The organism is Allobosea sp. GW822-FHT05A11 (genome assembly GCF_058800455.1).
In genome coordinates, this window is sequence record NZ_JBXAMI010000003.1 from 299117 (window position 1) to 312276 (window position 13160).

At 66.2% G+C, this 13160-nt stretch carries 14 protein-coding genes and 1 riboswitch; of the genes, 8 read left to right on the forward strand and 6 right to left on the reverse strand.

All coding sequences use genetic code 11. The features are described from left to right. Window positions 1-115: 115 nt before the first annotated feature. From gcvPB to AC1RLU_RS11010, 6 genes are all read right to left on the reverse strand, one after another. A complete protein-coding gene (gene gcvPB / locus AC1RLU_RS10985) occupies window positions 116-1687 on the reverse strand; it encodes an aminomethyl-transferring glycine dehydrogenase subunit GcvPB (protein ID WP_492795531.1) in 1572 nt (523 codons plus the stop codon). After that, entirely contained in the window at window positions 1687-3027 is a 1341-nt protein-coding gene (gene gcvPA / locus AC1RLU_RS10990; protein WP_091855889.1) for an aminomethyl-transferring glycine dehydrogenase subunit GcvPA, read from the reverse strand. The genes gcvPB and gcvPA overlap by 1 nt, the downstream gene beginning before the upstream one ends. A 160-nt stretch (window positions 3028-3187) precedes the next feature. After that, window positions 3188-3562, reverse strand: a complete 375-nt coding sequence (gene gcvH / locus AC1RLU_RS10995) for a glycine cleavage system protein GcvH (RefSeq protein ID WP_061964856.1) — start codon at window positions 3560-3562, stop codon at window positions 3188-3190. A gap of 35 nt (window positions 3563-3597) precedes the next feature. Continuing rightward, on the reverse strand, window positions 3598-4752 hold the full coding sequence (gcvT, locus tag AC1RLU_RS11000; RefSeq protein WP_492795534.1) for a glycine cleavage system aminomethyltransferase GcvT: 1155 nt from the start codon (window positions 4750-4752) through the stop codon (window positions 3598-3600). A 160-nt stretch (window positions 4753-4912) separates the two neighbouring features. After that, window positions 4913-5006, reverse strand: a riboswitch (glycine riboswitch). Window positions 5007-5080: 74 nt separating this feature from the next. Further along, window positions 5081-5692 (reverse strand): hypothetical protein, encoded by a 612-nt coding sequence (locus AC1RLU_RS11005; RefSeq protein WP_492795535.1) that lies wholly within the window; start codon window positions 5690-5692, stop codon window positions 5081-5083. Continuing rightward, the gene (locus AC1RLU_RS11010) at window positions 5689-6198 is read right to left on the reverse strand and encodes an invasion associated locus B family protein (RefSeq protein ID WP_492795536.1); all 510 of its coding nucleotides are present in this window, start codon (window positions 6196-6198) and stop codon (window positions 5689-5691) included. The genes AC1RLU_RS11005 and AC1RLU_RS11010 overlap by 4 nt, the downstream gene beginning before the upstream one ends. Window positions 6199-6557: 359 nt before the next feature. Here AC1RLU_RS11010 and coxB point away from each other — a divergent pair, with 359 nt between their 5' ends. The 8 genes from coxB to AC1RLU_RS11050 all read left to right on the forward strand — a co-directional run bounded on the left by coxB (window position 6558) and on the right by AC1RLU_RS11050 (window position 13144). Beyond that, a complete protein-coding gene (gene coxB / locus AC1RLU_RS11015; RefSeq protein ID WP_492795537.1) occupies window positions 6558-7436 on the forward strand; it encodes a cytochrome c oxidase subunit II in 879 nt (292 codons plus the stop codon). A 19-nt stretch (window positions 7437-7455) separates the two neighbouring features. Next, the gene (gene ctaD, locus AC1RLU_RS11020; protein WP_091855893.1) at window positions 7456-9078 is read left to right on the forward strand and encodes a cytochrome c oxidase subunit I; all 1623 of its coding nucleotides are present in this window, start codon (window positions 7456-7458) and stop codon (window positions 9076-9078) included. A 143-nt stretch (window positions 9079-9221) separates the two neighbouring features. Beyond that, on the forward strand, window positions 9222-10166 hold the full coding sequence (locus AC1RLU_RS11025; RefSeq protein WP_061964866.1) for a heme o synthase: 945 nt from the start codon (window positions 9222-9224) through the stop codon (window positions 10164-10166). Then, entirely contained in the window at window positions 10163-10336 is a 174-nt protein-coding gene (locus AC1RLU_RS11030; protein ID WP_170843302.1) for a cytochrome c oxidase system small membrane protein, read from the forward strand. The genes AC1RLU_RS11025 and AC1RLU_RS11030 overlap by 4 nt, the downstream gene beginning before the upstream one ends. After that, window positions 10336-10947, forward strand: a complete 612-nt coding sequence (locus tag AC1RLU_RS11035) for a cytochrome c oxidase assembly protein (protein WP_061964868.1) — start codon at window positions 10336-10338, stop codon at window positions 10945-10947. Before AC1RLU_RS11030 ends, AC1RLU_RS11035 begins: the two co-directional genes overlap by 1 nt. Window positions 10948-11000: 53 nt before the next feature. Beyond that, entirely contained in the window at window positions 11001-11864 is an 864-nt protein-coding gene (locus AC1RLU_RS11040) for a cytochrome c oxidase subunit 3 (protein WP_061964870.1), read from the forward strand. A gap of 144 nt (window positions 11865-12008) precedes the next feature. After that, window positions 12009-12383 carry a DUF983 domain-containing protein gene (locus AC1RLU_RS11045; protein WP_113585700.1) on the forward strand — a complete coding sequence of 125 codons (375 nt, stop codon included), beginning with the start codon at window positions 12009-12011 and terminating at the stop codon, window positions 12381-12383. After that, a complete protein-coding gene (locus AC1RLU_RS11050; RefSeq protein ID WP_061964872.1) occupies window positions 12380-13144 on the forward strand; it encodes an SURF1 family protein in 765 nt (254 codons plus the stop codon). The genes AC1RLU_RS11045 and AC1RLU_RS11050 overlap by 4 nt, the downstream gene beginning before the upstream one ends. Window positions 13145-13160 lie beyond the last annotated feature (16 nt).

A 13160-nucleotide genomic window follows, 5' to 3' on the forward strand; every position in this document is an offset into this window, starting at 1 on the left:
GGGCCGCAGAGAGCGGCACCGGGGGATCATTCCGCGACATGGTCAAGGAATGCTTAAGAAGCGATCAGCATCCTTCACCATGCTGACGAATGCCGTCAGCATGGCGGGAGGCGCCTTACTCCGCCGCCTGGGCCGGAGCCGGCTTTTCCCATTTCAGCACCGGCGAGCGGGCGGCGCGGGTCTCGTCGAGGCGGCGGATCGGGGCGTGATGCGGGGCGCTGGTGAAGCGCTCCTTGTCATTGCCCTTGGCCGCGATGGCGAGGTCGCGCAGCGTCGCGATGAAGAGGTCGAGCGCCGCCTTTGATTCCGACTCGGTCGGCTCGATCAGCATGGCGCCGTGGACGACGAGCGGGAAATACACCGTCATCGGGTGGTAGCCCTCATCGATCATCGCCTTGGCGAAATCGAGCGTCGAGACACCCGAGCCCTTCAGCCATTCGTCGTCGAACAGTACCTCGTGCATCGAGGGATGGTCCGGGAAGGGCAGCGACATCAGGTCGGCAAGGCCGGCGCGGATATAGTTCGCGTTCAGCACCGCATCCTCGGAAGCCTGGCGCATGCCGTCCGAGCCGTGGCTCAGCATGTAGGCGAGCGCGCGGACATACATGCCCATCTGGCCGTGGAAGGCGGTCATGCGGCCGAAGGGCTTGTTGCCCGCCGGCGCTTCCCCGCGCGACTCGATCAGGTGCGGCTTGTCGTTCTCGACATGGATGAAGGGCACCGGCGCGAAGGGCGCCAGGCGTTCGGAGAGCACGACCGGTCCGGCGCCGGGACCGCCGCCGCCATGGGGCGTCGAGAAGGTCTTGTGCAGGTTGATATGCATCGCGTCGACGCCGAGATCGCCCGGACGGGCCTTGCCGACGATGGCGTTGAAGTTGGCACCGTCGCAGTAGAAATAGGCGCCCGCTTCATGCATCGCCGCGGCGATCTCGACGATCTGCGGCTCGAAGATGCCGCAGGTGTTCGGGTTGGTCAGCATGATCGCAGCGATGTCCGGCCCGAGCAGGGCCTTGACGTCCTCGACCGCGACCGTGCCGTCCGGACGGGCCGGAACCGCCTTCACCGAGAAGCCGATCAGGGCTGCGGTGGCCGGGTTGGTGCCATGAGCCGATTCGGGGACGAGCACGACATTGCGGGTCGCGCCCTCGCCCTTGGCGGCGATGGCAGCCTTGATCGCCATCATGCCGCAGGCCTCGCCATGGGCGCCGGCCTTCGGTGACAGCGCCACGGCCGGCATGCCGGTGAGCGTCATCAGGTAGCGGGCGAGTTCCAGCATCAGTTCGAGCGCGCCGGGCACGCTCGAGGTCGGCTGGAGCGGGTGCACGTCGGAGAAGCCCGGAAGCCGCGCCACCTTCTCGTTGAGGCGGGCATTGTGCTTCATCGTGCAAGAGCCGAGCGGGAAGAGCCCGGTGTCGATGCCGTAGTTCTTCTGGCTGAGGCGCACATAGTGGCGCATCGTCTCGGGCTCGGAGAGGCCGGGCAGGCCGATCTCGCCCTGGCGGGCATGCTTGCCGAGCCGCGACTTGAACGGCGCCGGCTTGTCGATGTCGACGCCGGTCGCCTCGTGATGGCCGATCTCGAAGATCAGCGGCTCGATCTGCTGCAGAGCCTTGTTGCCGGTGAAGGTGAGGTGCTCTTCATGCGAGGCCTCGCCGGCCTGGGTGGGACGTCCCTGACGGTTCAGCATCACAGCACCTCCACGAGCGCTGCCACGAGGGCGGCCCGGTCTTCATCGGTATTCACCTCGGTCGAGGCGATGATCAGCAGGTCGTCGAGCCCGGCCTTGGGCAGGAGCCGCGAGACGGGGACGCCGGCCAGGATGCCCTTGGCGGCGAGAACCTCGACGACCTCGGCGGCGGGCTTCTTCAGCTTCACGGTGAATTCGTTGAAGAAGCTGTCGTTGAGCACCGTCACGCCTTCGACGCCGGCGAGCGCGTCGGCGAGCTTCACGGCATTGGCGTGATTCACCTCGGCAAGACGGGCGAGACCGGTTTGGCCGAGCAGCGTCATGTGGATGGTGAAGGCCAGCACGCAGAGGCCGGAATTGGTGCAGATGTTCGAGGTCGCCTTGTCCCGGCGGATATGCTGCTCGCGGGTCGAGAGCGTCAGCACGAAGCCGCGCTGGCCGGTCGAATCGACCGTCTCGCCGCAGAGCCGGCCCGGCATCTGGCGGATATATTTCGACTTGGCGGCGAAGAGGCCGACATAGGGACCGCCGAAATTCAGGGCGTTGCCGATCGACTGGCCCTCGCCGACGACGATATCGGCGTCCTGCGCGCCCGGCGGCACGACAGCGCCGAGCGAGACGACCTCGGTGAAGACCGCGATCAGGAGGGCGCCATGGGCATGGGCCTTCTCGGCGATCGGCTTGAGGTCGCGCAGGTTGCCGAAGACGTCCGGCGACTGGACGACGACGCAGGAGGTGCTGTCGTCGATCTGAGAAAGGATATCCTCTTGGGCCGAGACGTCGGGCTTCAGGACGACGACCTCGTCACTGGCCATCTCGGAGAGGGTCTCGACGACCGCGGTATAATGCGGGTGCAGGCCGCCGGAGAGCACGGCCTTGCGGCGCTTGGTGACGCGATGCGCCATCAGCACGGCCTCGCCGGTGCCGGTCGAGCCGTCATACATCGAGGCGTTGGCGACCTCCATGCCGGTCAGCGCGGCGACCTGGGTCTGGAACTCGAAGAGATATTGCAGCGTGCCCTGCGCGATCTCGGGCTGGTAGGGCGTGTAGCTGGTCAGGAATTCCGAGCGCTGGATCAGGTGATCCACCGTCGCCGGGACATGGTGCTTGTAGGCGCCGGCGCCGACGAAGAAGGGCACGGCCGAGGCGGCGGTGTTCTTGCCGGCCATCCTGCCGAGGATGCGCTCGACCTCGAGCTCCCCCTTGGCGCGGGGCAGGTCGACCGGGGCCTTCAGCAGCTTGCCGGCCGGCACGTCGCTGAACAGCGCGTCGACATCGGAGACGCCGATCCGCGCGAGCATGTCCTCGCGGTCGGTATCGGTGAGCGGGAGATAGCGCATGGGGTGATTCCGTTTCGGGGTGTCATCCCGTGCGCGCCGCGGCATGGAATGCCGCTGCGCAGACACGGGACCGTGCGACGAGAAGGCGCCTTGTCCGGATGACGGTCCCGCATCTGCGCAGCGGCATTCCATGCCGCAGCGCGTGCGGGATGACGCATCGTCAGAGCGTCTTGACGTAGTTCTGGTACTCGGCCTCGTTCATCAGGGCGTCGAGCTCGCCGGCGTCCTTGATCCTGATCTTCAGGAACCAGCCCTTGCCGGCGGGATCCTCGTTGACGGTGCCGGGCGCGGCTTCAAGCTCGCCATTGACCTCGACGACTTCACCGGAGACCGGGGCGTAGACCTCGGAAGCGGCCTTGACGCTCTCGACCACGGCGGCTTCGCCACCCTTGGCCAGCGCCTTGCCCACGGTCGGGAGCTCGACGAAGACGACGTCGCCGAGCTGGCCTTGCGCGTAGTCGGAGATGCCGACGGTGCCGACGTCACCCTCGATGCGGATATATTCGTGGTCCTTGCTGTAACGGGTCTCGGCCATGGTTTCCTCCTGGCGTCAGTTATCTGGGAAAAGGTTCAGCGCTTGTAGCCGTTGGGCACGAAGGGCATCGTGGCCACGACGGCCGGCAGCGGCTTGCCGCGCACGATCAGGTTGAGCTGCGTACCCGGCGCCGAATGGGCCTTGGCGACATAACCCATGGCGCAGGGGCCGTTGAGCGTCGGGCCGAAGCCGCCCGAGGTCACGACGCCGATCACCTCGCCCTCGGGCGTCGCGATCTCGGTGCCCTCGCGAGCCGGCGCGCGGCCTTCAGGCTTCAGGCCGACGCGGATGCGCGAGACGCCTTCCGCCAGCTCGCGCTGGACGCGCGCCGCGCCGGGGAAACCGCCCTCCTCGCGGCGGCGCTTCTGGATCGACCAGTTGAGCGCGGCCTCGATCGGCGAGGTCGTGGTATCGATGTCATGGCCATAGAGGCACAGGCCCGCTTCGAGGCGCAGCGAATCGCGGGCGCCCAAGCCGATCGGCTTGACGTTGCCGTCAAGCAGCAGCGTGTCCCAGATCTCGCCGATCCTGTCGGCGGCGGCGGAAATCTCGTAGCCGTCCTCGCCGGTATAGCCGGAGCGGCTGACATTGGCCTTGATGCCGGCGACCTTCATGGTGCGCGAGGTCATGAAGCCCATCTCGGCGGCTTCAGGCGCGATCGCGGCAAGTGCGGCCGCCGCGCCCGGCCCCTGCAGCGCGATCAGGCCGCGATGCTCGGCACGGACCAGCTTCACATTGGACGGCAGGCGGGCCTCGATATGGGGATAGTCGGTATCCTTGCAGGCGGCGTTGACGACGACATAGAGCGCGCCGTCCTCATCGGGATCGATCGAGCGCGTCACCATCAGGTCGTCGAGGATGCCGCCCTCCTCGTTGAGGAGCTGCGAATAGCGCTGCTTGCCAGGGCCAAGATTGACGATATCGGCGGGAATCAGCGCTTCCAGCGCCTTCGCCGTCGTCTCGTGATCGGGGCCGATCAGGAAGCACTGGCCCATATGCGAGACGTCGAAGAGCCCGGCCTTCTCGCGCGTCCAGTTATGCTCGGTCAGGATGCCGCTCGGATACTGCACCGGCATGTCGTAACCGGCGAAGGGCACCATGCGGGCACCCAGTGCGACATGGCGCGAATGGAGCGGGGTCTTCAGCGGCGCAGCCGCGCCGGCGGTATCGGTAGTGACCTCGGCAGCCATGGCATGCCCCTTCCAGAATCGAGCGCAAGCCCCGGACGATAGTGTCCGGGACGCGCCCCCTCTGTCTTGGGACCTGAGAGATTTCCCCGCCGGCCGCGAAGCCGGACGAGTTACACCCTTCGGTGGGCGGACATTGCTGTCCGCCGCTTTCCAGAGCGCCAAATCCCCAGCGGCCCTTTTGCCTGAGCGTTTCCGGGGCGGTTGCGCCTTCGGCGCCGGGCCCTGACGGGTCCGGTCTCTCCCGCGGGGATATGCGGCTTCGGCACAGATACAAGACGCGCCGTCTTAGTCAATCGGCGCGCCGTCGTCTTTCACGGCAAAACCGGCTTTACCGGCGGCGCTTGCGCGACGGCGCAGCAGGCCCGCCACCGCCAAGGCTGACGAAGATATCGACGTCGCCCTGACCGGCCGGCACCATGATGCCTTCCTCGACATGGGTGAAATCGACGCCGCCCTGGCCGGACGGGACCGTGCCGCCGACACGCGCGCTGCGCTTGCCGAGGACGGTGGTCCCGCGCATCACGGTGGTGGTCAGCGTGGCGCCGTAGTTGCCCGGGCTGCCGGCCGGGCCGAGCAGCACGCGTCCCTCGACGCCGACCTTGAGCCGGAAGGTGCCGTTGCCGGTCGCATTGCATTCGCGCGCGACGTTGGTGATCGAGATCTGGTAGCGCAGGCCGCTCGAATCCTGTCCGGACTGGGCGCGGATCGCGGCCCCACCTTCGGAGACGATGACCTCCGGGCAGACCAGTTGCTGGTCCTGGTTGTCGTCCGTCGGCAGCGGGTCCGGGGCCGGCCGCGTCGCGGACTGGAACATGACGATGTTGCCGAACGTCTGCATCGCGCCCGGCTGCCCCGACGACGACGAACCGCAGCCGGCCAGGCCGAGGCAGAGCAGCGGCAGGGCGAGCCAGCGGCCCTGGCGAAGAGTTTGATCGATCACGGCAGCGCCTCCACACCCGGGCCGAAGCCATTGAGGGAAATGGGCACGCCCACCCCCTCCTCCGGCGTCTGGAATACGATGAAAGTCGCGCTCTTGCCGCCCTTGAGCTGGCCGAGCAGGGTATCGTCCATGACGACCTCCGCCACGCAACCGGTGGTCAGGCAGCGCACGAAACCGGCGCGGCCGATATCCTTGTCGTCGATCTTGAGGCCGAGCCCCGAGGGCAGGAGCACGCCGAGCGGCGCGACGACGCGCAGGAGCCGGCTCTTCTGATCCGCCGTCTTCAGCACGATGACGAGGAGCGTGAGATTCGGCCGGTCCTCGGCCGCGACGTTCTGGACGAGCGCGCATTGCTCGGTTTTGGCGCCCGGCGGCACCTCGCAGCGCATCTGCCAGTCGCCATGTGTCGAACGCACTGCGCCCTGCGCGAAAGCGGAGCCGGCGGCGAGGCTCGTCCCCATGAGCGCCAGCGCCAGCGCGCCTGCCGCCCCGATGATCCTCATCATCCCTGCCATCCCTTCCAAACCGGACTCAGAAACCGCAGCTGAAGCGCAGAATTCAGGCAAAACGCCGACCGCACCAAAGAATCCTGCCGTCTCTCACCATAAACCGCGTTGGGACCATGGAGGTCCGGTCCTGTCAAGGCGCGATGGCGGTTCGCAGCCAAGGTCAAGGCCTCGTGCGATTATGCCGCACGGCCGTTGGGGGCAGTCTTCATTGTCCCTCTGGCGCAAGCGTGATCTTTGATTTATCGCAATCTCGAAGAATGAGGCGACTTCGCGGTCGCCCCTTCATGCATGGAGCCGCAACAGGGACCGAAGCCGGTCGGCTCCCATGCAGGTCGATTGAGGAGCATGTGGGATCGATGCGTTTTCTGAGCAGGACCTTTGCAACAGCGGCCGTCACGGCCCTTGCCGCCGCCGCGCTGGCGAGCGTCCCGGCGCTTGCCGGCACCGGCATGCCCACCGACTGGCAGATGAACCTGCAGGGCGCGGTCACGCCCGTCGCCGAATTCATCCACTGGTTCCATGACTGGCTGAACATCATCATCACCATCGTCACGCTCTTCGTGCTGGCGCTGATGATCTATGTCGTTTTCCGGTTCAACGAGAAGGCGAACCCGGTCCCGTCCAAGACGACGCACAACGCCCTGCTCGAAGTGTGCTGGACCGTGATTCCGGTCCTCATCCTCGTCGTCATCGCGATTCCCTCCTTCCGCCTCCTCAAGCTCCAGCTCGAAATCCCGAAGGCCGACATGACCCTGAAGGTCACCGGCAAGCAGTGGTACTGGTCCTATGAATACGTGCAGGACGGCGGCAATTTCGGCTTCGATTCGCTGATGCTGGACGAGAAGGCCCGCGCCGAGGCGATCGCCAGCAACAAGATCGCCGCCGCCGAGGCCCCGCGCCTGCTCGCCGTCGACAACGAAGCGATCGTGCCGATCGGCAAGACCGTCCGCGTCCAGGTCATCGGCGCCGACGTCATCCACAAGTTCACGGTTCCGTCCTTCGGCATCAAGATCGACGCCATTCCCGGTCGCCTGAACGAAACCTGGTTCAAGGCCGAGCGCGAAGGCATCTATTACGGCCAGTGCTCGTTCATCTGCGGCCAGAACCACGCCTATATGCCGATCGCGTTCCGCGTCGTCAGCCAGGAGCGCTATGCCGCCTGGCTCGCGGAAGCGAAGCAGAAATTCGCAAATGCCGAAGACGCGGGCAGCAAGTTCGCTGCCGCGTCCAAGTAAGTCGCCGAGGAGAAGAACGATGGCAACAGCGGCTCACGCTCACGGCCATGACGAGGCCCATCACGACCATCCGACCGGATGGCGCCGGTGGCTCCTGTCGACCAACCACAAGGACATCGGCACGCTCTACCTGATCTTCTCGATCATGGCGGGGCTCGTCGGCGGCTTCCTCTCGATCATGATGCGCATCGAGTTGCAGCAGCCCGGCCTGCAGATCTTCGCCAACGGCCAGAGCTACAACGTCTTCGTCACCGGCCACGGCCTGATCATGATCTTCTTCATGGTCATGCCCGCCGTCATCGGCGGCTTCGGCAACTGGTTCGTGCCGCTGATGATCGGCGCACCGGACATGGCCTTCCCGCGGATGAACAACGTTTCGTTCTGGCTGCTGGTCGCCGCCTTCATCCTGATGATCATCTCGATGTTCATGGAGGGCGCGCCCGGTGCGCATGGCGTTGGCACGGGCTGGACGGTCTATCCGCCGTTCTCCACGACCGGCCACCCCGGCCCGTCGGTCGATTTCGGCATTCTCTCGCTCCACCTGGCCGGCGCCTCGTCGATCCTCGGTGCAATCAACTTCATCACCACGATCCTGAACATGCGCGCGCCCGGCATGACCATGCACCGCATGCCGCTGTTCGCCTGGGGCGTGCTGGTCACGGCCTTCCTGCTGCTGTTGTCGCTGCCGGTCCTGGCGGGCGCCATCACCATGCTGCTGACGGACCGCAATTTCGGCACGACCTTCTTCGACCCGGCCGGCGGCGGCGACCCGATCCTGTACCAGCATCTGTTCTGGTTCTTCGGTCACCCCGAAGTGTACATCATGATCCTGCCGGCCTTCGGCATCGTCAGCCACATCGTCTCGACCTTCTCGAAGAAGCCGATCTTCGGCTATCTCGGCATGGCCTACGCCATGGTCGCGATCGGCGTCGTCGGCTTCATCGTGTGGGCTCACCACATGTACACGGCCGGTCTGTCGCTCAACACGCAGCGCTATTTCGTGTTCGCGACGATGGTGATCGCGGTGCCGACAGGCATCAAGATCTTCTCCTGGATCGCGACGATGTGGGGCGGCTCGATCCGCTTCACCGCGCCGATGCTCTGGGCGATGGGCTTCATCTTCCTGTTCACCGTCGGTGGCGTCACCGGCGTCGTGCTGGCCAATGCCGGCGTCGACCGCTCGCTGCACGCGACCTACTACGTCGTCGCGCATTTCCACTACGTGCTGTCGCTCGGCGCCGTGTTCGGCATCTTCGCCGGCTTCTACTACTGGTTCCCGAAGATGAGCGGCTATGTGATCCCCGACTGGATCGGCCGCCTGCACTTCTGGATCGCCTTCGTCGGCGCCAACGTGCTGTTCTTCCCGCAGCACTTCCTCGGGCTCGCCGGCATGCCGCGTCATTATGTGGACTATCCGGACGCCTTCGCGCACTGGCATTTTGTGTCGTCGATCGGCTCCTACATCTTCGCGTTCGGCCTGCTGGTGTTCTTCTACGGCATCATCGTCGCCTTCGCGAAGAAGCAGCTCGCCGGTGACAATCCCTGGGGCGAAGGCGCGACGACGCTGGAATGGACGCTGCCCTCGCCGCCGCCGTTCCACCAGTTCGAGACGCTGCCGCGTATCACCGGCTCGGACCACTGATATCCAAGGCGGCGGGCCTTTCCGGCCCGCCGCCGCCCTTCCCCCGAGCGCCGCGCGGCGTTCCGGAGACGGGCGGCAACCACCGCCGCGTAGACCCAGCGCCCACGGGCGCCGTTCACAAGAGTACGAAGACGATTCGACTGATGTCTGCTGCGTTCGAAACCCGCACCGAGAGCCTGACAGCCTCCACCGGCGAAGCGCGTGACTTTTTCGCGCTGCTGAAGCCGCGCGTGATGTCACTGGTCATCGTGACCGCGCTGACCGGCATGGCCACCGCGCCGGGCTCGGTGCATCCCGTGCTCGGCCTCGCCGCCTTGCTGGCGATCGCGGTCGGCGCCGGCGCGTCGGGCTGCCTCAACATGTGGTACGACGCCGATATCGACGCGCTGATGAGCCGCACCGCCAAGCGGCCGATCCCCTCGGGCCGCGTCCTGCCCTCCGAGGCGCTGGCCTTCGGGCTGACGCTGTCGGTCGGCTCGGTTCTGGTGCTCGGCCTCGTCACCAATGCGCTCGCCGCAGCGATGCTCGCCTTCACCATCTTCTTCTACGCCGTCGTCTACTCGATGTGGCTGAAGCGCTGGACGCCGCAGAACATCGTGATCGGCGGCGCCGCCGGCGCCTTCCCGCCGATGATCGGCGAGGCCGTGGTGACCGGCAATTTCGGCTGGCACTCGCTCGTCCTGTTCGCGATCATCTTCCTGTGGACGCCGCCACATTTCTGGGCGCTGGCGCTGGTGAAGTCCGGCGATTATGCGCGCGCCGGCATTCCGATGATGCCCAACGTCGCCGGCCCGGCCGCGACCCGCCGGCAGATCGTGCTCTATTCGCTGATCATGGCGCCGGTCGCCGTCCTGCCCGCGCTGATGGGTTTCGGGGGGCTGCTTTATCTCGCCGTCTCGGTTTCGACCGGGCTCGTCATGATCGCATTGTCGATCCAGGTCTGGCTGCGGAGCGAAGGCCCGGCCGCGACCAAGGCCTGCTGGTCGCTGTTCGGCTTCTCGATCCTCTATCTGTTCCTGCTGTTCGCCGTGCTGATCGTCGAAAACGGCTTCGGCCTGATGTGGGCCCTGCCGAAGGTGCTGGGATGAGCGACCAGCGTCCTCAGCACTCCGCTCCCGCTGCGTTCTCGCCCGAGGACATGGCGCGCCGCCGCCGCCGCTCCATCGCGCTGGCGTTGGTGCTCGGCGGGCTCGTGATCTTCTTCTTCGCGGTGACGCTGGTGAAAATCGGCCCCGCCGTCCTGAACCGGCCGCTGTGATGACCGATCCCGTTCTCCAGCCGCGCAAGGGCAATCCGGCGCGCACCGCACTGATCTGCACCGGCATCGCCTTCGGCATGCTCGGCGCGTCCTTTGCCGCGGTGCCGCTCTACGACCTGTTCTGCAAGGTCACCGGCTTCGGCGGCACGCCGATGACCGGAACGGCCGGCGCCGGCAGGATCCTCGACCGGACCATGTCGGTGCGCTTCGACGCCAATGTCGCGCCGGGGCTGGGCTGGAAATTCGAGGCCGAGAGCCCGGAGATCAAGGTCCAGGTCGGCGCGACCCAGACCGTGTTCTACAAGATGACGAATCGCTCGGACCGCACGGTCACCGGCATCGCGACCTACAATATCGCTCCCGAAAAGGGCGCGGCCTATTTCGTCAAGATCCAGTGCTTCTGCTTCACCGAGCATACGCTGAAGCCCGGCGAGAGCTTCGAGGCGCCGGTGGTGTTCTATATCGACCCCGAAATCGCTGATAATCGCGAGCTCGACGGGGTCCACGCCATCACGCTGTCCTATACCTATTTTGCCTCCAAGTCGGGCCAGCCCGTCGCGGAGGACAAGGCCGGCTCCGTCAAGGGTGACGCGGGCAATCCGAAACTGTAGAACGCGCTAGAGCAGAAGCGCGGACAAAAAGCCGTACGCGGAGACTGAATACGATGGCCGGGGCCCATACGAAGCACCACGACTACCACCTCGTCGATCCGAGCCCGTGGCCGCTCGTCGGCGCCGCCAGCGCGACGATCATGGCGATCGGCGCGGTGATGTGGATGAAGGCGCTGCCGGTCGGCGGCATGCATATCGGCCCGCTCGTCTTCGGCGCCGGTCTGCTCGGCGTGCTCTACACCATGCTCGCCTGGTGGATGGACGTGGTGCGCGAGGCCGAAAAGGAAGGCCACCACACCCGCGTCGTCCAGATCCATCACCGCTATGGCATGATCATGTTCATCGCCTCCGAGGTGATGTTCTTCGTCGCCTGGTTCTGGGCCTATTTCGACGCGAGCCTCTTCGTCGGCGAGGAGATCAACTATCTCCGCTACGACTTCACCGGCGGGCACTGGCCGCCCAAGGGCATCGAGACCTTCGACCCCTGGCACCTGCCGCTGCTCAACACGCTGATCCTGCTGACCTCGGGCACGACGGTGACCTGGGCGCATTACGCGCTGATCAACAATGACCGCTCAGGCCTGAAGCAGGGGCTGTGGCTCACCGTGATCCTGGGCATCCTGTTCACGATCTGCCAGCTCTACGAATATTCGCACGCCACCTTCGCCTTCAGCGGCAATATCTACGGCGCCACCTTCTTCATGGCGACCGGCTTCCACGGCTTCCACGTCTTCATCGGCACGATCTTCCTGGCGATCTGCCTGTACCGGGCCTATCTCGGCCACTTCAAACCGGAGCAGCATCTCGGCTTCGAGTTCGCCGCCTGGTACTGGCACTTCGTCGACGTGGTCTGGCTGTTCCTCTTCGCCGCGATCTACGTCTGGGGCGCCGGCGCGCACGCTGCCGCCGCGCACTGACCTTGCGCTCCACCGCGCTCTCGCGGTCAACGTCTGACGAGAGGCGGCCGCGAGGCCGCCTTTCCTGTTTCTGTCCTGTGATTGTGCATCGGCTTTCCCGAAAACCGCGTTTCACGTTTCAGGCCGATGCTCTGGGAGGCTGCGATGGCCAATTCTGAACCCACCCTCCCCTCTCCCTATGCGACGGGCCTGGCGGGGCGCTGCCCGCGCTGCGGCGAGGGCGCGCTGTTCGACGGCTTCCTCAAGCTCAAACCAAGCTGCAATGCCTGCGGGCTCGACTACAAGTTCGCCGATTCGGCCGATGGCCCGGCCGTGTTCATCATGCTGATCGCCGGCTTCGTCGTGCTCGGCGCGGCGCTCTATGTCGAGATCGCCTATGAGCCGCCGATCTGGCTGCACCTGATGATGTGGCTGCCGCTGGCCATCATCCTGTGCGTCGGCCTGCTCCGGCCAATGAAGGGGCTCGCCGTCGCCCTGCAATATGCCCACAAGGCCGAGGAAGGCAGGCGAGAGCCGTGACCGCCACGTCGACACCCGCTCCGCGCAAGCCCCGGCTGTTCCTGCTGACGCTGCTGACCATCGTCGGCACCGTCGTCCTGTGCGCGCTCGGCGCCTGGCAGCTCGAGCGGATGGATGAGAAGCACGCCTATATCGACCGCCTCCAGCAGCAGGCAGCCGGAGCCCCCGCCCCGATGCCACCGAGCGCCGACTGGGCGAAGCTCGATCCTGCTGCGCTCGACCTGACCCATGTCGTCGCCAGGGGCAGCTATATCGACGGGATCGCCGGCGTGCGCACCACGATCGCCGCCGGCCCGCCCGGCAGCCGGCAGCTCTCCGGCTTCGGGCGCTGGATCTTTCAGGCGTTCAAGCTGGAGGATGGCGGCGTCATCCTGGTCAATCGCGGCTTCGTGCCGGAGGGCCGGCTCGGCCAGATCGGCCCGGCCAGCGGGCCCGATACGATCAATGGTTTCCTGCGGGCTCCGGAGGCGCGCAACAGCTTCACCCCGCAGGATCTGCCGGCGATCCGCGAATTCTACACGCGCGACCCCGCCGCGATCGCAGCCTCCCTCGGCCAGCCGCCGGCGCCGTTCTACCTGGAAGCGGCGCGCGAGGGCGACGGCATGACGCCGCCGGCCGGCGTCGATGTAGGCGAGCTGATCGGCCGCATTCCGGACAACCACCTGCAATATGCGCTGACCTGGTTCGGGCTGGCGCTGACGCTGCTCGGGGTGTTCGCCGCCTTCGTCTGGCAGGCCCGCAAGGGCGCGGCGGCAAGCTGAGCGCGCAACCCTTTTG